This window comes from Acinetobacter sp. AKBS16, from assembly GCF_002899995.1.
GTDB classification, from domain to species: Bacteria; Pseudomonadota; Gammaproteobacteria; order Pseudomonadales; family Moraxellaceae; genus Acinetobacter; species Acinetobacter baumannii.
Window position 1 is genome coordinate 19,207 of sequence record NZ_POYH01000018.1, and the last position, 20,192, is coordinate 39,398.

Sequence of the window (20,192 nt, forward strand, 5' to 3'; positions counted from 1 at the left end):
TCCTTCACTGGAGTTATGGAATCATCCACGGAACCAGATAAGCCTGAACCGTGATAATGATGCCAACAAAGACAGTGAATATGATGCTATGTTTTACCGTGAAACGGAACAAGTCAGACTCTTTTCCAACTAAGCCTACTGCGGCACACGCAATCGCAATCGACTGCGGAGAAATCATCTTACCGGTCACACCACCGCTGGTATTCGCAGCGACCAATAACACTTCCGGAATACCAATTTGCTGAGCTGTAGTTGCCTGTAGTGCCGAGAACAAAGCATTTGAAGAAGTGTCTGAACCAGTAAGGAACACACCAAGCCAACCCAAAAATGGCGAGAAGAAAGTAAACGCATGACCGGTATGCGATAGAGCCAGAGCCAAAGTTGCAGATAAACCTGAATAGTTCGCAATAAAAGCAAACGCCAACACCATACCAATTGAGTAAATCGGTGTTTTCAACTCATTGAGTGTTTCACCGAAGGTTGTTACTGCCTCACTTGCTTTCATTTTTAAGAAAATAACTGTGATGATTGCAGCAATAAAAATTGCAGTACCTGTTGCAGAGAACCAGTCAAACTTATAAATCGCTTCGTATGGTTTCATCTCGGACACAATCGGTGGCATTTTCTCGACCAATTTGTGTAAATACGGCACTTCAAGTTTAAAAATCCAGTGTTCAAGAGCGCCATCTTTTGCAAATAATGCTTTAAATGGCTTAACGCTCCAGATGGTGACCATTACCGTTAAAATAGCAAATGGAGACCATGCCTTTGCAATTTTCCCAATGCTATAACGTTGAACTGTTGTAGGTTGCTGAGTCAAAGTCTGACCCGCTTCAGGTTCAAAACGGAAAATATGTTTTGGTTTCCAAACACGGAATAACAACGTCAGGCTGACCAATGAAGCAATTGCTGCGGTAATGTCTGGTAACTCAGGGCCAATAAAGTTAGAGGTGAGATACTGAGCAATCGCAAAAGCACCACCACCGACCAATACCGCAGGCCAAGTTTCCTTAACACCACGCCAGCCATCCATAATCGCCATAATCCAGAACAGCACAATAATGGTTAAAAATGGCAACTGACGACCCACCATCTGGCTAATTTCCATAGTGTCTACACCGGAAACCTGCCCCGCCACAATAATTGGAATACCCATTGCACCGAATGCAACTGGTGCTGTATTTACGATCAAACATAAACCAGCAGCGTAAAGTGGCTTAAACCCTAAGCCGACAAGTAGTGCTGCGGTAATTGCGACAGGAGCACCAAAGCCTGCAGCTCCTTCAAGGAAAGTACCAAATGCGAAACCAACGAGTAACATTTGCAGACGTTGGTCTTCGGTAATAGATAGAATGCTTGAGCGGATAACTTCAAACTGGCCTGTTTTTACCGAAATCTTGTATAGAAAAACTGCCCCGATAATGATCCATGAAATTGGCCATAGACCGTAGAAGAAACCGTAAATGATTGACGCAAAGGCCATTTGACCAGGCATTTGATAGAAAAATAGCGCAATCAGTAATGCAATAATAACTGTGCCCGTACCCGCGATACTGCCTTTTAAACGAAAAACAGCCAAGGCCAAAAAGAAGAAAATAATCGGGATTAATGCAACCGCACTAGACAGCCAAATATTATTTAAAGGGTCATAAAGTTGTTGCCACATATTGAGCATTGTCATCTCCTTGAAATGCCGGGGCGAATTTTTGTACCTTAAAATTTCAACATTTAACACAAATTGGTATGACCAATTAAAATTTAAGTGCAAATGCTTTTCCTTAAACCACAATGCGCATCATAAACACAGTTATTGGTAAGATCAATGATTAAATAATTACCACAATTGGTATGACCAATAGAGACAAGAAAAATCAAGCTATTTCTAATTTATTTATTCGACTAAAGTCGTAAAAAAGCTTCCTTATAAACTTAAATATGACCTACAGAAATGAAGTGCAAAATTTGAATATAAAAACTATAAACGTACCAATTTGATGATCTATGTATAATGTGCACACAACTCAAACCACATGTATTGAATTGAATAATGACTACTTTAACGTGTTTTAAAGCTTATGATATCCGAGGCAAACTCGGCACCGAATTGAATGAAGAAATCGCCTATAAAATTGGCCGCGCTTACGGACAAATCTATAAACCAAAGACTGTGGTTGTAGGTTGTGATATTCGTCTAAGCAGTGAGGCTTTAAAACAAGCGACCATCCGCGGTTTAAATGATGCGGGTGTGAATGTGCTTGATTTAGGCATGACGGGCACTGAAGAAGTGTACTTTGCCGCTTTTCATTTAGACGTACAAGGTGGTATAGAAGTAACTGCGAGTCATAACCCAATGGACTATAACGGTATGAAATTGGTTCGAGAAAATGCTCGTCCAATTAGTGCCGATACTGGTTTAAAAGAAATTCAGGCTTTAGCAGAGACCAATAACTTTGAAGAAGTTAGCCAAAAAGGTACAACTCAAAGCTATAATATTTTGCCTGAGTTCGTTGACCATCTACTGACTTATATTGAACCTGCAAAAATCCGTCCATTAAAGTTAGTGGTAAATGCGGGTAATGGTGCAGCTGGACACGTGATTGACGCTATTGAAGAAAAATTTAAGGCGCTTAATGTACCAGTTGAATTTATTAAAATTCACCATGAAGCAGATGGTACTTTCCCAAATGGGATTCCTAACCCAATTTTAATTGAAAACCGTGACAGTACCCGAAATGCTGTTCTTGAGCATAAAGCAGATATGGGTATTGCATGGGACGGCGACTTTGACCGCTGTTTCTTGTTCGATGAAAAAGGACAATTCATTGAGGGCTACTATATTGTTGGCCTATTGGCTCAAGCTTTCTTAATCAAACAGTCAGGCGAAAAAATTGTGCATGACCCACGTTTAGTGTGGAACACATTTGATATCGTCGACGAATACAAAGGTGTTGCTGTACAGTCAAAATCGGGGCATGCATTTATTAAAGATGTTATGCGTGAACACAATGCCGTATATGGCGGTGAAATGAGTGCTCACCACTATTTCCGTGATTTTGCTTACTGTGACAGTGGTATGATTCCCTGGTTACTCACCATTGCTCTACTCTCTGAAACAGGACAATCTCTCTCAACACTCGTTGAAAATATGATTGCCAAGTTCCCTTGTAGTGGTGAAATCAACTTTAAAGTAGCCGATACGCAAACTACGATTCAAAAGATTTTCGACTTCTATGCGAATCAAAATCCACAAATTGACCGTACCGATGGGATAAGCCTCGACTTTGGCACATGGCGCTTTAACGTCCGTGCTTCAAATACTGAACCGTTATTACGCCTCAACATTGAAAGCCGTGCAGACCGTCAAGCTCAGCCAATGCAACATTATGTAGATGAATTGACTGGATTAATTCAGTCTTAATAATTCCTATATAATAGAGATGGAAATTACTTTTCCATCTCTATTTGAGTATTTTGCATAATCTTATAAGTATGATTATTCCCATCTAATACATCTCTATTTAAATTTTCATAATCCTTTAACAAAGCTTTATTGTTAAAGTTACAAGTTGGAGCTTCTTTTACAAATTTTTGATGTATGGCACTATAACAACTCGAAACATTATCAATAAATTGATAATAGTCTGACAAAGGTAGCCCTGCCAGCTTTAATAGCTTTGGAGCCACAAAACTTGCAGCAATATATGGTTGCTTTAAAGGCTTCTTATCTAATTTATAATTACTCCACACTACAAACGGAGTCTGGTAATTTTTTAGGTTAGTTCTCTCAGTATCTTCTTTAAAAAATCCATATCTATCATAGACTTCTTGCAAATTAGGCAAATGATCACCGAAAGCCACTAAAATTGTTGGCCGTTCTACAGTCTTTAAATATTCAGCAAGCTCCTGCAACTTTTGATCAGCACGTGCAATTCCAGCCGTGTAAGTACTTAATTTTTGTTTTTGGGTTTCAGTTAGTTCTCTACTAAATTTATAATTCTGTCTCCCAAATCGATCATCATTATACATTGGATGATTTTCGACGGTAATCGCATAAATAAACTTTGGCTTTTGCTCATTTTGTTTTAGAGTAGACTTAATCGAATCAAAAATAAGGTCATCTGTGGCCCAGCCCCCTTGATTAAATATATTACTCCGATCTTTTTGAGCAATCATATTTTCAAGTGATATAAATTTCTCAAACCCTAAGTCTGGATATACCTTATTACGATTATAATAATAACTATAGTTATTATGCATTGCAACCGTTTGATAACCCATTGAATTTAAATAATAAGGAAGAGCATAAATTGGTTTTTTTAGCTTAGAAACATATAACAGCTCATTAGGAAAAAAAGTCGTATTCAGGCTTGTAAGGGCTTCAAATTCTACATTCGCAGTACCTCCGCCAAAAGTAGGCGACAATAAATTAGATACTTGATTTTGTTGAACAAAAGACAATAAATCTTTCGGAAGCTCATTATCTAATTTGTGTGAATCCCAAAAAGACTCCTCCATTACTACAATAATATTTGGATATTGAGGAGTTTTATTCTCTAACGGATGTAAAATATGATGTTGGTGCAAAATTTGTTGTATCGCTGATTCAGATACTTTGCGACTAGGTAACAATACGCTGGTTACATTATCCAATACTTTAGAAACGTAAAAAGTCACAAATCCATAATCTTGTATCTTCCGGTAGTCACCAACCCAATCATTTCTGGTATTTGGAAATTCCTGCAAGCTAGCACAAATCATAGGTTTTCTTTCAGAAAAACAAGCGCCTGTAGGGTTCCTAATAAAATTTAAGTAAATTAAACCACTACTGATTAGTCCAAAGATAATGATATTAGGGACATAGGTATGAAAAGTGGCTTTACTTTCTTTACGTAGAGCAATTAAAAGTATGATAAGAAAGAAAATAATAAGAGTAAAAAAGATAAGTTGTAAGTGCCAAGGAGTGGCTTTCATTGCTTCTGGAAGTAAAAAAATATCTTCAGGACTTAAATTGCTAAATAAATACTGTTGCTTCTTTTTATTAATAAAATTTAAAAATATAACGAATAATTGGCTTAAAAAAATTGCAGCATATTTACGACCAACCACAATAAAAAATAGTTGAATTACCGCGTAGTTAAAAAGAATTGAAAAAATAGCCTTTTCTGAAATCAAATAGGTATAAAACTTATGCCCAGTTAAATTCATGTCCCATGCAACATATATACCTACACAGGTAGATAAAAAGGCAATAAAGATGAATAACAGTTGTTGACGTAGAAAAACCATGACTGCAAAAAGAGGCTAACGGAATTGTGGCGAATACTAGCATGAAAATAACCGCTACAACTGCTGTCTCTTTAGAAAACACGAGTTCTATTGACCAACAACTGCTATATATTTGAATTTAGAAAATTTAAATAATTAGCTCTTATAACCCGCCGGATTCTGCTTTTGCCAATTCCAGCTATCCTTAAGCATATCTTCTAAACCGTATTGAGGTTTCCAGTCCAACTCAGCAACTGCACGAGCATTGTCAGCAAAAGAAGTCGCAACATCCCCTGCTCTACGTGGAGCGAACTCAAAAGCAACAGGTACGCCATTTACTTGTTCAAAGGTATTTTTTACTTGTAAAACAGATGAACCATTACCTGTACCAATATTCCATGCACGGCAACCTTGCGCCTGTAGACGGTTATTTAAAGCGCATAAATGTGCATTCGCCAAGTCAACAACATGGATATAATCTCGCACACCTGTACCATCTACTGTATCGTAATCATTACCATAAATGGATAATTTTTCACGACGACCAACAGCAACTTGAGTCACATAAGGCATTAAATTATTTGGGATACCTTGCGGGTCTTCACCAATACGCCCACTCTTATGTGCACCTACTGGGTTAAAATAACGTAGTAAAGCAATAGACCATTTAGAGTCAGCTACTGAAAGTTTTTGTAATAATTGCTCAACAATTAGTTTTGTATATCCATAGTTATTACTTGGCATACCTGTTGGCATTTCTTCATTTAAAGGAGAGGTATTTGCTTCATCATATACTGTCGCAGAAGAGCTAAATACTAATGTATAAACACCAGCTTTCTCCATTGACTTCACCAGTTGAATACTCCCTGCAATATTATTATCAAAATAAATAAGCGGTTTTTCCTGGCTTTCACCCACTGCTTTTAAACCTGCAAAATGAATAACCGCATCAATTGTATGCTCTTGAAACACTCGATCAAGCTCGTCAAAATTCCGAATATCACCCTCCACAAAAGTTAAACTTTTTTGAGTAATCTCTTGAACTCTATTTAAAGATTCTTTTGAGCTATTTGAAAGATTATCAAATACAATAACTTCATGACCTGCTTCTAAAAGCTCTACACAAGTGTGTGAACCAATATAACCTGCACCACCTGTAACTAAAATTTTAGCCATCGACTTTTCCTAATAAAATTTTAATCAAACCACGTGTTGAAGCATCAAGTGTTGAAAGATCATTTTGAGCACCATTTAAAATTGGAAGTAACTGATCAGCAATCTGCTTACCTTTTTCAACACCCCATTGATCAAACGGATTAATATTCCAAATTACCGACTGAACAAATACCTTATGTTCATATAAAGCAATTAACATCCCTAAACTATATGGATTTAGTTCTTTTAAAAGTAATGTCGAACTCGGCTGATTACCTTCATATTGTTTATAAATTGGTAAATTCTTTAGTTCAGCTGAATCCAAAGCTTCATTACCAAAAGCCAATAAACGTGATTGCGCCAAACAGTTTGAAAGTGCAAGATGATGTTGCTCAACTAATGCTTCAGCATTTTCTACATAAGTAAAATGATCTGCATTATAACGTTTTATAGGAGCAATAAAATCACAAGTTACTGCCTGAGTTCCTTGATGGAGTAACTGGTAAAATGCATGCTGAGCATTTGGGCCAACCTCACCCCATACAATTGGGCAAGTGTCTAATTCAACTTTTTGTCCATCACGTTGTACTGACTTACCATTAGATTCCATTTCAAGCTGCTGCAAATAGGCTGCAAAATATTTTAAACGGCCATCATAAGGTAATACAGCATGGGTCTGTATATTTAAAAAATTATTATTCCAGACCCCTAATAATGCCATGAGAACCGGTATATTTTGCTCAAAGCTTGTATTTTGAAAGTGTTCATCGACAACATGTGCACCAGCTAAAAGCTGCTGAAACCCATCAATCCCAACTGACAATGCAATAGGTAAACCAATACACGACCAAAGAGAATAACGTCCACCTACCCACTCCCAAAGCAGCAACTGGTTTTCAGGAGCAATTCCCCATTCGGTCATTTTATCAGCTTTTGTAGAAACACCAATAAAATGACTTTTTACAACGCGTTCATGTTTTCCTAACGCTTTTTCAAGCCACTGACGAACTGTTTGTGCATTGGATAAAGTATCAATAGTGCCAAATGACTTTGAAGAAATAATAAATAAAGTCGTTTCCGGACGCAGTTGATGGAGCAAGTCTGATAACTGGCTACCATCCATAGTCGAAACAAAGTGTACATTAAGTGGTTTGGCAGTTTTTACTTTAAAATCGCATAGTGCATGGGTCACCATTTGAGGTCCTAAATCGGAACCACCTACACCAATATTAACTACATCCTGAATCACTTCACCCGTAGCACCGCGGTATTGCCCAGCATGGATTTTTTCAACCAAAGCGTACATACGCTGTAATTGAGTATGAACCTGTTTTGTGAGTTCGGGAAATTTAGAATATTCCAATGGTAAACGTAAGGCCCAGTGCATAGCTGCACGCTGCTCAGTACAGTTGACTTTGTCTTGGGAAAATAAGCGCTCAATCCAGTGAGTTAATTGTTTCGTCTTTGCTAAAGCAAACAATTGTTCTAAAACACTTTTAGTTATACGGTGTTTACTATAATCAAAAACCAATTGATCGAACTTTACCGAATAGTTTTGAAAGCGGTCTTGCTCGGCTGTAAATAATTCTTTGATATGTAATTTTGAATTCTTCTCAACCAAGGAATGAAGCTGTGCTATAGGCGAGACTAACTCTTTAGGAAACTTCTCGATAGATTTATTCATAATCGACCTACTCCTTCATAAGCGAAACCTTTTGCTTTCACATATGCCGGATCGTAAATATTACGCCCATCCAAAATAAGAGGATGCTGCATTAATTGTTGCAACTGTTTAAAATCAGGGCTCCAATATTGTTTCCATGCCGTCACTAAGCATAAAGCATGGGCACCCTGTACGGCTTCATATTGATCAGCACATAAAACTAGATCTTCGCGATCTCCATAAGTTGTTGCAATCTCATCTAAGGCTTGCGGGTCATGCAAACGCACTTTTACCCCTTGTGCCCATAATGCAGCTAACAAAATATGAATAGGTGAGTTATGAGTACTAGAGGTGTTTTCCTTAAATGAAGCCCCCCAGATCGCAACAGTTTTACCGCTCAAATCACAGTGATAATAATTCCATAATTTACGGAATAAAATTTCTTTTTGTTGCTCATTAATCGCCCACACTTGCTCTAGCAATTGACTTTTAGCTCCTGTTCCAGATACAGTACTCGAAAGCGTTAAAATATCATGTGAAAAGTTTTCACCACCAAATCCAACACCTGCCGACAAATAGGCTGCACCAATACGTGTATCTGCAGCAATACCATGTTTTACATTAGCAATATCAATACCGAGTTTTTCGGCCACCATCGCCAAATCATTCATGTAGCTAATACGGGTTGCCAACATTCCCGAAATGCTGAGCTTTGTAAATTCAGCATCTAAAATTGGCATAAATAAATATTGATAGCTAAAACGGAAAAAAGGACGTAACAGCTCTTGCATAGTGTCCTGAGCATAACTCGATTCAACACCAACAATTACATGTTTTACGTTCAGCACGCTATTAATCGCATTTCCTTCTTGAATCACATCAGGAAAATAAACCCACTCATCTTTTGGCAAATGTTGTTTTAATTGATTCGTACCATGTAGACCAAAAGTAGAGCCATTGATCATTAAACGTGGATGAACTATCGGGCGCTCACTCAACTTTTCAACTGTTTTTAAAGCAAGCTCGATTTGTGTTGGGCTAAAACAAAATAAATAAACTTCAATATCTAAAGGAATTTCAGAAAAAGGACTTTCTTTTAAAAAACCTGCTTTTCTCTGTTTATTTAAATAATGATTAACTTCTTGATCTTGATAAGAAAGTATAGAAATGTTTTCTTCACAGGTGACACTTGTACACCAATAGATCTGATTGCCATATTCAGCTAATAATGCTGCCATTACACCAGCATGTAAGGTGGTTCCAAATACCGCGATTTTCATTGTACACCTGATTTTAATATTCTATAAAATTCTCTTCCCTCTCCAAGAAGAGAATATATTGCTCTGTTCATATATTTATTCGTTTTTACAAATAGTTAAGCAAAGCTACAAAATTTTATAATTTAAGTTCCTGAATTAACTGTTTAAAATCATTTCCTAACTTAGGGTGTTCAACTCCATAGTGTAGTACAGCTTTTAAATAGCCAATCTTACTACCACAATCAAACGTTTGACCTTGCATACGATAAGCTTCAACAGTATCTGTTTCTTGAAGCATTGCAATTGCATCAGTTAACTGAATTTCATTACCCGCACCTTTCGGCGTGTTCTCAAGTAATTGCATAATCTTGGCAGGTAACACATAGCGGCCAACCACCGATAAGTTTGATGGTGCAGAGCCTACTGCGGGCTTTTCAACAATACCCTGCATAGCAATACTTTCACCTTCATTTGGGCTATGTTTTACATCCACAATCCCATATTGATCTACTAAATGGTCTGGTACTGCTTCAACCATGATTTGAGCAGCTTGGCTTGAGTTATAGCGAGAAATCATACGAGATAGATCATTTTGTCCAGAGCTATCTTTCACTAATACATCTGGTAATAGCACAGCAAAATCATCTTGACCGACAACACTCTTTGCACATAAAACAGCATGCCCTAAGCCTAAAGGCCGAGGTTGTCTTATACTTACTACACTCACATGCTCAGGCACAATTTGAGTAATCTCTGCAAGTAAATCGAATTTTTTCTTTTGTTCTAGGGTGGTTTCCAACTCAAAGTTACGATCAAAATAATTTTCAATTGATGCTTTCGATGAATGAGTCACTAAAATAATTTGTTCAATTCCAGCCTCTACCGCCTCGCGTACTACATATTCAATTGCAGGACGATCAACGACCGTTACCATTTCCTTTGGAATAGACTTACTTGCCGGTAGAAAACGTGTACCTAAACCGGCTACTGGTAAAACTGCTTTTTTGATCATAAGAAATATTTCAAGATATAAAATTTACTTTACAGATGAGTCGACATTTTCTTGGACGTTATTCCCTTTAAATAAAGATGGTCCTACATGTCCTGGTGCATTAATACCTTCGCGTTTTAACATCACTTTAACTGTTTTAAACATGATTTTAAAATCAACCCAAACACTATGATTGTCTACATACCAAACGTCACATTTAAACCGTTCTTCATAATCCAGTTCATTACGGCCACTGACCTGAGCTAAACCAGTCATTCCTGGACGGACTTCTAAACGACGTGCTTGTTCTGGTGAATATAAAGCGACAAAGTCTTTTAACATTGGACGAGGACCTACCACACTCATATCACCTTTTAAAACATTAATAAGCTGTGGCATTTCATCTAAGCTAGTAGAACGCAACTTCTGCCCAAATGGAGTAATACGAGCCTCATCTGGCAATGGATTCCCCTGCGCATCAAAGGCATCCTTCATCGAACGGAACTTAATCATTTTAAATAATTTTCCGTCCTTTCCAGGTCTTTCTTGATAAAAGAATATTGGTGAACCTAAATTTTTACGGACCTTATAAGCAACTATCAGAAATATTGGCGACAGTACGGTTAGAGCTATTAAAGAAATGACTATGTCTACTAAGCGTTTCATATTTTCATTCACTCATTTTTTAATATCTTTACGAAGAAAGGTATTATAAATTTTACCTAGCATATTTGCTGGCAACAGTCTAAAGGCAGACCGTATCAGAAACAGCATATTAGCATATACAGGATTTTGTAACTTTAGTTGTTTTTTTAAATCTAGTAACTGTTTTTCACTTTTAATATATTGGAAACCTTTACGTCGTGCGTGCATACCATTACCAACACGAGCATATAGAAGGACGTCAGGTAAGTTCGCAACTTTATAATTATTACCAATTACACGTAACCATAAGTTGTAGTCTTCCATAAATAAATGATGCTGATAACCTCCGAGAGACAAAATAACATCACGCTTGTACACGACGGTCATATGGTTAAAGGGACAACGTTTTTGTGCAAATTTTTTAATCTCGTCATGTGTTAAAGGCACAGACTTGATTACATCGGCATCAGTAATATCTTGATTAAATTCCATTACTTGAGAACTAAACAAAACAACATCCGGATTTTGTTCTATGAAAGCAAGTTGTTTTTCAAACCGATCAGATGTACAAATATCATCAGTATCCATACGAAAAACCCAATCAGCACTACACTGTTTTAGCCCTTCATTTAATGCCTTACCAAGCCCTACGTTTTGCGGTAACGCAACTACTTTTAGTTTTTCACCGATTTTAACTTGCCACTCCTGTACAGAAGTTGTGAGTTGCTCACCAATAGGCCCATCTAAAACTAAAACTATTTCACTTGGCTTCAAGCTCTGATTATCCCAAATGCTTTCAAAACACTTTTCTAGATATTCAGGTTTTTCTTTATGATATAGGGATAATAGAACCGAGAACATACAATTTTAACCTTCCAAAACCTTTTCAATCCAAACTTTTAAGATCTGTTCAGGCTGATATTTTTTAGCATTGATCAATGAATTTTGTGAGAATTGCGCCAACATATCTGGAGAGGAAGCAAGTTGTAAAATCGCATCTGCCAATGCCTCAATATTTTGGTTCTCAACCAACAAGCCATTTTTATGATTTTGAATAACATCACTTGGTCCAAAAGGACAATCATAAGAAACAATAGGTAACCCGAAACTCTGCGCCTCTACTAAAACCATAGGTAAACCTTCATACTTAGACGACATTACAAAAAAGTCTGATTGTCTATATACCTCTTGCACATTTGATGTACTGCCTTTCAAAATAACGCGCTGTAGAGAGTTCTCCTCAATATAATCTTGTAGCATTTTTTTGTGTTCACCTTCACCATAAATATTAAGGTGCCACTCTGGTATCATTTGATATATTTTTTTCCAAGCTTTCAATAAATGAAGGTAATTTTTCTGATCGGTTAAACGACCTATCGTTACAATTTGTTTACTATTCAGCGGAGATTCTGAGACAATAGGGAAGGGTGAAAAATTGGGAATAACAATAACTTTAGAATGAAATTTATCAAATTGCTCTTTATCCTTTTGAGTTAAGGTAACAACCTGATCAACCCACTTGTAAAAGAATTTACTTAAGACTTGAACTTTTTTAGGACGACTAACAAAAGAGACATGCTCTAATGTAACCAATTTTTTGATTTTAGGTAAAAGAGCACATAATAAAGATAACTTACCCATATTATGTACAATCACCATATCATAAGGATGACGAGAAAGATGTATCTTTAATTTTTTATAAAATTCAAAGAAGTTACCCGAAATTGCCACTACATTTACATTATCAGAAACTGGATAGGCTGTATTACTTTTAATTGATTCTCTATTTAAGAGAGTAACATCATAATTAGCCATGAGTGATAATTTGTTTGCCAGTTCAATAGCAACACGCTCAGTTCCAGATTTGTTCTTTAAGGAATTAATTGCAAAAAGAATTTTCATAGCTTAGCCTATCGTAATTATTTTAAAAACCAATCGTTTTAAAAGATATTGCAATTGAAATCTGGATTTCATGACGCATAAGCCTATAAAAAATAACATTTTCAAAAACTTTTTATCAGCCTTTGCCATAAATGCAGATTTTAAAAAAATATTTGACTGATCAAAATCCGCTTTATATTTAGAATATTTTTCTAAATATTGTGAAACATTCAATTCATTAAAATCATCTTTTCCAGTTTTCAGCCTCATCTCATATAGATCAAGCACATAATTTGACATCAATCTCTGATTAAAACCTATTGTAGAGGTAGTATTCCCTTCACGAATACGAACTGAATATTCATGACTATTTAGATTAGTAAAGAGTAAACCTAGTGAATGCATTCTTAATAAAAAATCATAGTCTTCAGCACCAGGAATTTCTCTATATCCGTTAAGTTTAGTATAAACTTCTCGCTTAGCTAACCAAATATGTAGAACTGGCGAAGTATACTTTATTGTTTTATTAATAATATTATCATTGATTGGCATTTCTTGCTTACCAATTATTCTATTATTAGGGTCTATAGTATTAACATGACAACCAACTAAATAATATTGAGGATTTTTTAACAAAAATTCTAACTGTTTTTCTAGTCTTTCTGGCGTACTTATGTCATCGCCATCCATTCTTGCAATAAATTCTCCTTTCGCCTGTTCTAATGCGAAATTTAAAGTTTTTACTATTTTTGAGTTTTTATCATTTTTATAAAGTCTAATTCTTGGATCAATAATAGCTAATTCAGCAACTATATTATATGTATTATCAGTAGAACAGTCATCAACTACTATTATTTCAATATTTTTATATGTTTGATTACAAATTGAAAGGACTGCTTCTTTAACAAAAGCCTCAACATTGTAAACTGGAATAAGAATACTTATTAAAGGTTTTGATACTAACATTTAAATTATCCTATCTATGTTTGAGCTTCTAAACATCATTAATATTTAAACTCTTTGTTTAAGATATCTTGTTTCAATGTACATACAAGCTATTAATACAAATAAAAATGGTACATAAGCTGAAAATAAAGAGAATCCCGCGACTAACAAAGGAATATAAATATAAGCAACATCCTTTCCTATTTTATAATATGAATAACATAAAAAGAATATAAACATTATAGTACCCAGTACTCCAAACTCATAAAGCAATGTAATAAATATATTATGAGCAAAAATACCATCAGAATAATATAAAAAGTTATTTAAACCGATTCCAAACAATTTATTTATTACCGGAATAGAATTATAATTATCAATAGCAACAGAAATTAAATAAAATTTACTATTAAAACTTCCATCAACATCTACATAACTAACACCAGATGTATATTTACCGATTAGCTCAGATGCGATATAAAAATAACCTATCAAAAATAGAATAAAAATCGGAGTTTTATACTTATTTCCAGATTTAACAAATAAGTAGGTAACTATAAATGAAACTATACTAGCTCTAGAAAAAGTAAGAATCAGTAAAATTATTAAAAGAGAAAATCGAATTTTACCAATATTAAAAATATTTTTTTCCTTCAAGAAAACAGCAAACATTAAAAAAAATAAAATAATAAATGAAACAAAATTTGAATCGAAATACAATAAACTCCACTTATAGTCATAAAATGAACCTGTATGACTCGAATTAACTACTCTTAAAAAAAACTCAAGAATCATAAAAATAATTAAAAGATTAAAAATAAATTTATAAATATAAACTCGACGATTAATCCCAATATTCACGCCCGTTGCAACTGTTTGAGCACCCATAAGGATACAATACAAGTAAAGAATAGTAGATAAATAATTTATCTTCGAATCAATATTAGAAAAATAATAACTACCAATCGCAAAAAACATACATGAAATTAAGAAATAGCAATAAAAACCTAATTGAAATTTATCAATAGTTGACTTAAAAAATAAAAAAGAAAACAGTATTAAAGGAAAACCTAAGCAATAAACTGGGTTTACAGGCAAGGAATTTACACTAAAAAAAGAACAAAATAATATTAATAAGAAGCATAATGAACTACTAAACCCCTTCATTTTACTTTCAGGATGTTTTTTATACATCATAAAAATATACCTCATTTTCTAGAGCCCTACAATTCATTGTAAATTCTCCACCAATTTTGGCACATAGCTTCATTTGAGAAATACATTTCCAATCTTTTAAAACAACTTTCTTTAATTTGATTTAATATTAAAGGATCTAATTTCAAAATGTTATTAATAATTAAAGAAAGTTCTTCAGGACAATTGGGTTTCGCTAAAAATTCATAATTTTCTGGTAATATTTCTCTTACACCACCACAGTCTGTTGACACAACAAGACAGTTTGATGAAATAGCCTCAAGAATAACAGTAGGTAAACCCTCTGTATTACTTGAAAGAACTAGCATATCAAATGCAGAATAATATTCATTTGCATTGGACAAAGCACCGAGAAAAGAAACTTTATCATTTAAGTGCTTTTCAGATACCAATCTTTCTAAATTCTCACGTTCCGGCCCATCACCAATAATAATTAATTTAAAATCAATTAAATGAATCCGCGATATTGCCTCAATCAAATTTGTGACATTCTTTTCTGCAGATAATCGACCAACATATCCAATGACCTTAATTTTCTCATCAATATTGAGATTTTTTCTAATTTTATTTCTAACACTTTGAGAAAAATAATATTTTTCAGTATCAATACCATTATAAATTGGTTTTATTTTCTCTCTTTTTACTATATGTGAATTAATATAACTCTCACAACTAGCTACACTTACATTTGTAACCAGTTCAGCTTGAGGGTTGAGTATTCTAAAAAAATTCATTCTTTTATAGAATTTTAATGTAGAGTTATATGTACCATGCTCGCTATTAATAAGCTTATAATTTTTTTTATAAAATAGGCTCAGAAAATCTACAAACAAGTGTGGATATAAGGTATGACTATGAACGACATCTGGTTCATACTCTTTTATGATATTCTTCAGCAAAAGCAACCCTTTTAAAATATCACTAATAGAAGAAATATTTAAATGGATGACATCTATATCATTTATATTTATTTCATTTTTAGGAAATAATGTAACAATACGAATTTCTGCTTTAAACTTTTCTTTTAAGTTCCTAACCAAATTACTTACAACGCTGGTTACTCCACCAAATGATAGATCAGGCACTATAATTAAAATCTTCATTACTTACCCACTACAGATACAATAAAGAATTTAAATAGAGTATTGAACGCTTTAATATAATCTTTCTTATTTTTAAAATAATTAAATTCTTGCTTATATATAATTTTTAAAGCCTCTTTATAAAAAATATTATCTTTATATTCTGCTATAATTTTTTTCATTTCATTACCCATAATTTCCATATTTTTCGAAAAATTATTTTCATGAAATCGATAAGAACAAAAAACTTCTTTCATATAAACTATATCAAATTCTTTTTTTGCCATTTTTAGTAACATGTACCAGTCTTCAATTTTGTAATCTGTGTTGTATCCCCCAATATCCTTAATCAACTTTAATCTAGCCATTTGTGTAGAAGCAGGAAGGTCATGCTTATTTAAAATTATTTCTTTAAAAGTATATGTTCGGTCAGGATGAACTCTTATATCTACAATTTCATTTTTATCATTTATTAATTCTACACCACCAAAAACTGCTGCAACATGAAGATTTTCCTGTAAAAAATATACCTGTTTTTCTGTCTTTTTTTCTTTCATTAAATCATCTGAAGCAATCGCTGAATAATACTCACCTTGACACCATTCTAAAGCCTCATTTAATGTTGCACTTAAGCCTTTATTTTTCCTATGTCTAAACTCAAAACGAACAAATCGTTTTTCACACTTTTCAGTCATTTCTTCAATTTTTGAAATAGAATTATCTTTTGAACCATCATCAATAATAATTAACTCTATATTTTGATAGGTCTGGTCTAATACACTTTGAATACAGTCTTGTACGAAATTTTCATGGTTATAACAAGGTATAACAACTGATACTAAAGGTTGTTCTAGACTACTCATATCTTACCCTTTTCTTTTAAACTTTTAAAAATGCAAATACTCATTACAAGCCAGTAAACTCCATAGTTAATCAGATGAGCAATGGATACACCTTCAAAACCAAAAATTTGCGTACATATATAAGTTAATAATATTGAAGTAATTGCAAATATCACTTCAGTGGTTATAAATAATTTTGTCATAGCTTTACTTAACATTAAATAGGCAAGTATCCAGCTACCAATTTTTAAAGAATCACCTATCATTTGCCAAAGAAACAAATCACGCATAGGTAAAAATGTTTTGGTAAATAAAATCGCTATAATCCAGTCTCTCAGGATATACACAGTCAGACCACCTAAGGCAGCTAATGGAAATATAAACTTATAACCAGTGTAAACTTCTGCCTTTATCTCCTTAATTTCTGACAATTCAGAAAGTCGAGGTAAATAATATACCCCTAAGGTTGTTGTGACTAACATAAGATATGCTGCACTTAAACGGATCATGGCTTCCCAGTATCCTGCATATGTTAGACCATATTCATAGGTTAAGTAACTTCGAATAGCCATTTGAGAAAGCGGAACACATATTGCACTAACCAATGCCATTAAAGCAAAAGCAGCAAAATTTTTGGCTACGGTTTTATCTATTTTTCCAAACAGATAAGTGAACTTAAACCATTCTGATTTGTAACATAAAAAAAGAGTTACTAAAAAAGCTAATGATTGATAAATTGAAAGAGCAACCAGAGCGCCATATAAATTATATTTTATTGCTAAAAGGCTTGTGACAGCTAAAGAAAAAATACTGCCTACAATATTTGCAATAACTAATCTTAAAACTTCTTTTTTCCCATTTAAAATGGCTAAAAAAAGTGCATTAAAAGTAAAAAATGTCAGAAATACAGCAAACCAAACAAAAACCGTTTTATAAAGATCAGTATGAAAAATATAGAGTGAAAGTTGTTTTTGAAAAATTAGAATAATTAATGAAAAAATTAAGCTAAAAAGTAAGACAATACTTCCCGCTGTTTTCCATATATTTCGTTGTTTGGTTTCATCTTCATAATACTCTGCCGTATATTTAATAACTGCAGTATTAATTGCACTACCAGCAAAGGTTGTCACCATTTGTATAAAATTTTGGAACTGGCCAATAGCCGCATAACCAGCTGGACCAACATAAATAGCTAAAATCTTGTTTAAAATAAACATTGTGGCCGTTTTAATTAAAACAGCCACGCCATTTAGTACACTTGTTTTAAGTAAATTCATTTTAGACTTTAAAATTATTACAAATCTGAATTACTTTCTCAGCCTCTTCCACGCTTAGTGTAGGACCAATAGGTAAACTCATCACTTCAGCATGAATTTGCTCAGATACAGGATAACTTAAATCATTCCATTCTTTATAAGCCTGTTGCTTGTGAGGGGGGATAGGATAATGAATTAAAGTTTGAACGCCTTGTTCAGCCAAATACTTTTGTAAAGCTTCACGATGCTCAGTACGGATCACAAATAAATGCCAAACATGTTGCTGATACTCTTCAGCATTTTTCTCAGCTAATGGTAATGTAATTAAAGGATTTACTATATGCTGCAAATATAATTGCGCAATTTTACGGCGATGAGTTATTTCTTGATCTAAATATTTTAATTTAATATCTAGCATGGCAGCTTGAATTTCATCAAGACGACTATTTACACCAGGTACTAAATTTTTATATTTTTCATGAGAACCATAATTACGAAGAGCACGTAACATTTGTGCAAGTTCTTCATTATTAGTGGTTACAGCACCAGCATCCCCTAATGCGCCTAAATTTTTACCAGGATAGAAACTGAAACCCGAAGCATCTCCCCAGTTTCCAGCTTTTATTCCATTAATTTCAGCACTATGAGATTGAGCTGAGTCTTCCAAAACAAGTAAATTATATTTATTAGCAATTGCCATGATTACAGGCATTTCTGCCAATTGTCCATATAGATGAACAGGTAAGATTACTTTCGTTTTTGGAGTAATTACAGCTTCAATCTTGCTTGGATCGATATTATAAGTATTAATATCCGGTTCAACTAAAACTGGAGTTAGGTTATTTGCAGTGATTGCTAAAATACTCGCAATGTATGTATTTGATGGGACGATTACTTCATCACCATCATTTAGTTTCCCCAACTCTTTCCATGCTCGAAGCGTAAGAATCAAGGCATCTAAGCCATTTGCAACTCCAATTGCAAATTTTACTCCACAATATTCCGCAAAGTTTTGTTCAAATTGAGCTAGCTCATTTCCGCCTATGTACCAGCCAGAGTCTATAACACGAGTGCAAGCCTCAATGAGTTCTGCACGATATTGACTATTTATACTTTTTAAATCTAAGAAAGGAATCATTATTTCACATAGCCTTTAATAATTGCAGGATTTCCTACTACAATTGCATTTTCTGGAACATCTTTAGTTACTACTGCGCCTGCACCAACCAATGCATTTCGACCAATTCTTATGCCAGGTAAAATAGTAGCATTACCACCAATACTTGCACCTTGTTCAACTATAGTTTTTAGAAACTCATCGGGATATTGCTTTGAACGGGGAGCCTTATCATTTGTAAAAGTAACGCTAGGACCAACAAAAACGTTATCTTCTAATGTAATCCCATCCCATACATATACACCTGATTTAATTGTGACGTTATTACCAATTTGTACATCATTTTCAATCATAGTATGGGCACAAATATTACAATTTTCTCCAATAACCGCTTGTGGGAAAATCACACTATATTGCCAAACTTTTGTTTTTTGACCAATATTTTTAGATTTAACATCGGATAATGGATGAATATAAGGCTGATTTACTACACGCAGAAACTCATCATAATTTCGAATATAATCTTGCTCTGTAAAGTGTTCACTTGCTAAAACTAGTAATACACAATCTTCTGAAAAGTCATGCATTTCACGCCAGATCAATCCTTCAATAACCAAACCCTGGATTGGGTTATCTAAAACAACTTCTTCTTTAGTAGAACCATTATCCAGAATAAATCTACAGCTACCTTTCAAACATATTGCAACTTGTTTTAAATCAATATGAGCATGAAAGCCTCGCGGTTTTTGCGACGTATTAAAGATGTAATACAAACGTTTCACATCAAAAGGAATTGACTGATTAGATTCAATCGCAACTAAACCACCTCGTTCATCACCAAAATTCGGCAAGTCAATTAATTTTACAAGGCTCATT

17 protein-coding genes are annotated in these 20,192 nt (G+C 34.2%); 1 reads left to right on the plus strand and 16 read right to left on the minus strand.

From position 1 onward, the window contains the following. Positions 1-13: 13 nt before the first annotated feature. A complete protein-coding gene (gene lldP / locus C1642_RS02655; RefSeq protein ID WP_011857993.1) occupies positions 14-1,681 on the minus strand; it encodes an L-lactate permease in 1,668 nt (555 codons plus the stop codon). 366 nt (positions 1,682-2,047) lie between these two features. Between lldP and C1642_RS02660 the strand changes: the two genes are divergently transcribed. Further along, positions 2,048-3,418 carry a phosphomannomutase CpsG gene (locus tag C1642_RS02660; RefSeq protein ID WP_103235873.1) on the plus strand — a complete coding sequence of 457 codons (1,371 nt, stop codon included), beginning with the start codon at positions 2,048-2,050 and terminating at the stop codon, positions 3,416-3,418. Positions 3,419-3,444: 26 nt separating this feature from the next. Here the strand turns inward: C1642_RS02660 and C1642_RS02665 are convergent, their stop codons facing one another. From C1642_RS02665 to C1642_RS02735, 15 genes are all read right to left on the minus strand, one after another. Then, positions 3,445-5,106 carry an LTA synthase family protein gene (locus C1642_RS02665; protein ID WP_103235881.1) on the minus strand — a complete coding sequence of 554 codons (1,662 nt, stop codon included), beginning with the start codon at positions 5,104-5,106 and terminating at the stop codon, positions 3,445-3,447. A 315-nt stretch (positions 5,107-5,421) separates the two neighbouring features. Beyond that, positions 5,422-6,441, minus strand: coding sequence for a UDP-glucose 4-epimerase GalE (galE, locus tag C1642_RS02670; RefSeq protein ID WP_001062909.1), 1,020 nt, complete (start codon positions 6,439-6,441; stop codon positions 5,422-5,424). Continuing rightward, on the minus strand, positions 6,434-8,104 hold the full coding sequence (gene pgi, locus C1642_RS02675) for a glucose-6-phosphate isomerase (protein ID WP_103235874.1): 1,671 nt from the start codon (positions 8,102-8,104) through the stop codon (positions 6,434-6,436). Before pgi ends, galE begins: the two co-directional genes overlap by 8 nt. Continuing rightward, entirely contained in the window at positions 8,101-9,363 is a 1,263-nt protein-coding gene (locus C1642_RS02680) for a nucleotide sugar dehydrogenase (RefSeq protein WP_000686132.1), read from the minus strand. The genes pgi and C1642_RS02680 overlap by 4 nt, the downstream gene beginning before the upstream one ends. 115 nt (positions 9,364-9,478) lie before the next feature. Beyond that, complete coding sequence (gene galU / locus C1642_RS02685) at positions 9,479-10,354, minus strand: UTP--glucose-1-phosphate uridylyltransferase GalU (RefSeq protein WP_046879570.1); 876 nt, start codon at positions 10,352-10,354, stop codon at positions 9,479-9,481. A 24-nt stretch (positions 10,355-10,378) separates the two neighbouring features. Then, on the minus strand, positions 10,379-10,999 hold the full coding sequence (locus tag C1642_RS02690; RefSeq protein ID WP_015011143.1) for a sugar transferase: 621 nt from the start codon (positions 10,997-10,999) through the stop codon (positions 10,379-10,381). 12 nt (positions 11,000-11,011) lie between these two features. Beyond that, on the minus strand, positions 11,012-11,839 hold the full coding sequence (locus tag C1642_RS02695) for a glycosyltransferase (protein ID WP_046879569.1): 828 nt from the start codon (positions 11,837-11,839) through the stop codon (positions 11,012-11,014). 6 nt (positions 11,840-11,845) lie between these two features. Beyond that, positions 11,846-12,880, minus strand: a complete 1,035-nt coding sequence (locus C1642_RS02700; protein ID WP_046879568.1) for a glycosyltransferase family 4 protein — start codon at positions 12,878-12,880, stop codon at positions 11,846-11,848. 3 nt (positions 12,881-12,883) lie between these two features. Continuing rightward, positions 12,884-13,825: a glycosyltransferase family 2 protein gene (locus C1642_RS02705; protein WP_046879567.1), complete on the minus strand. Its 942-nt coding sequence runs from the start codon at positions 13,823-13,825 to the stop codon at positions 12,884-12,886. Positions 13,826-13,870: 45 nt separating this feature from the next. Beyond that, entirely contained in the window at positions 13,871-14,692 is an 822-nt protein-coding gene (locus tag C1642_RS02710) for a hypothetical protein (RefSeq protein WP_146035311.1), read from the minus strand. Between the two features lie 335 nt (positions 14,693-15,027). Next, a complete protein-coding gene (locus C1642_RS02715; protein WP_046879565.1) occupies positions 15,028-16,122 on the minus strand; it encodes a glycosyltransferase in 1,095 nt (364 codons plus the stop codon). Then, positions 16,122-16,964 (minus strand): glycosyltransferase family 2 protein, encoded by an 843-nt coding sequence (locus C1642_RS02720; RefSeq protein WP_046879564.1) that lies wholly within the window; start codon positions 16,962-16,964, stop codon positions 16,122-16,124. Before C1642_RS02720 ends, C1642_RS02715 begins: the two co-directional genes overlap by 1 nt. Further along, the gene (locus C1642_RS02725; protein ID WP_046879563.1) at positions 16,961-18,220 is read right to left on the minus strand and encodes an O-antigen translocase; all 1,260 of its coding nucleotides are present in this window, start codon (positions 18,218-18,220) and stop codon (positions 16,961-16,963) included. Before C1642_RS02725 ends, C1642_RS02720 begins: the two co-directional genes overlap by 4 nt. Position 18,221: 1 nt before the next feature. Next, positions 18,222-19,337 (minus strand): DegT/DnrJ/EryC1/StrS family aminotransferase, encoded by a 1,116-nt coding sequence (locus tag C1642_RS02730; RefSeq protein ID WP_046879562.1) that lies wholly within the window; start codon positions 19,335-19,337, stop codon positions 18,222-18,224. Then, the gene (locus C1642_RS02735) at positions 19,337-20,191 is read right to left on the minus strand and encodes a WxcM-like domain-containing protein (protein WP_079400927.1); all 855 of its coding nucleotides are present in this window, start codon (positions 20,189-20,191) and stop codon (positions 19,337-19,339) included. The genes C1642_RS02730 and C1642_RS02735 overlap by 1 nt, the downstream gene beginning before the upstream one ends. Position 20,192: the final 1 nt, after the last annotated feature.